This window comes from Salicola sp. AFF1 (genome assembly GCF_056783195.1).
The window spans coordinates 1-1,204 of the sequence record NZ_JBXAYL010000098.1; the positions used below are offsets into that span (position 1 = coordinate 1).

The window sequence follows — 1,204 nt, forward strand, 5'->3', positions numbered from 1 at the left end:
CGGACGGCAGCCAGTGGTATTACCACTACGACGCCAACGGCTGGCTCAGCGAGACCGTCAGCGATACCGGCGAGACCCGGCGCACCGGCTTCGATCAGGAGGGCCACCTCCTGGCGGATGAGCAGCAGGGCGCACTCACCCGCTTTGCCTTTGACGAGCGAGGCCGCGTGAAAGGCCGGCTCGACCAGGACCGGGTAACGGAGTACGACTACGAGGGCGACCAACTCGGCGCCATCCACCAGTACCCGGAACAGGCCCCCGACCAACGCCGCAGCCGTTACTACCAGTACGACCAGGCCGGCCGGCTGACCCGTTTCACCGCCGCCACGGGCGAAGTGCACGGTTTTGAATACGACGGCCTGGCCCGCCCCAACCGCTACCAGCGCCCGGACGGCAAGCACGTTGTCTACCAGTACGACCCGGAACAACGTCTGACCAGCGTCATCCGCCCCGACGGCGGCCAGTGGTCACTGAGCTACGACAGCAAGGGCCAGGTCATCGCCTGCCAGGCGCCGGATGGCCGCAACATCCGCTTCCGCTACGATGCCGCCGGGGACATCATTCACCGGGAACAGGACGGCGACTGGGTTCAGCACCTCAAGCGCGATGCCGGGGGCCGTGTTGTCCAGCAGGTCAGCCAGGGTCGTGATCGCGATCCCGTGCGCAAGACCTTCCAGTACGACGCCTATGGCCGGCGAACCCGCGCCAATGCGGCGGACCGCAACCTGGCCTGGGGTTACGACGCCTATGGCCGTGTCACCCACCACCAGCAGGGTGAACACAGCGTCCACTACGAGTACGGCCCGGGTCAGCAACTGACCGGCATGGAGCTGCCCGACGGCACCCGGATCAACTACCACTACGACCGCCAGGGCCGCTGGCAGGCCGTGGCGGTCAACGGCGACACCAGGCTAACGCGTGATTTCGATGCCCAGGGCCGGGAACACCACCGCCAGGCCGGCCACAACCAGCAGAGTCAGGACTGGGACCGTTACGACTGCCTGATCCAGCGCCGCTGGCAGGCCCAGCCTGAAGGTGAAGCGGCAACCACAACCCGAGTACGTTGCTACCATTGGGACGCGGAATCCCGACTGGAAGGCTACAGCGACAACGCCGAGGGCGAGCGCCGCTTCGAGCGTGACGCCCAGGGCCAACTGATCGGCGAGGACGAGCGCCGCTTCCAGTACGACGACGGCGGCAACCG

The 1,204-nt window shown here is 67.0% G+C and carries 1 protein-coding gene; it reads left to right on the forward strand.

All coding sequences use genetic code 11. The features are described from left to right. Positions 1-1,204 (forward strand): hypothetical protein (locus tag AC1RQI_RS16870; protein ID WP_481905774.1); only part of this gene is annotated, 1,204 nt, incomplete at both ends.